This is a genomic window from Halomonas marinisediminis, from assembly GCF_004347715.1.
Taxonomy (GTDB): Bacteria; Pseudomonadota; Gammaproteobacteria; order Pseudomonadales; family Halomonadaceae; genus Halomonas; species Halomonas icarae.
In genome coordinates this window covers 1-276 of record NZ_SLTR01000418.1, presented here as the reverse complement: position 1 = coordinate 276, position 276 = coordinate 1, and the positions used below count along the sequence as shown (strand labels likewise).

The following is a 276-nucleotide window of genomic DNA, read 5'->3' as shown; positions in this document are numbered from 1 at the left end:
CTGGTGTCATGGGTTTCCCTGGTCCTAAAGGAAATGATGGTGCCCCTGGCAAGAATGGAGAACGGGGTGGCCCTGGAGGACCTGGCCTTCCAGGTCCTGCTGGAAAGAATGGGGAGACTGGACCTCAGGGTCCCCCAGGACCTACTGGCCCAGCTGGTGACAAGGGAGATTCTGGACCCCCTGGTCCACAAGGATTACAAGGCATACCTGGTACCGGTGGTCCTCCAGGAGAAAATGGGAAACCAGGTGAACCAGGTCCAAAGGGTGAAGTCGGTG

At 58.3% G+C, this 276-nt stretch carries 1 protein-coding gene; it reads left to right on the top strand.

The window, feature by feature from the left end; translation table 11 throughout:
• Positions 1-39: 39 nt before the first annotated feature.
• The coding region (locus E0702_RS17230; protein ID WP_240721814.1) for a hypothetical protein at positions 40-276 on the top strand (237 nt) is incomplete at its 3' end.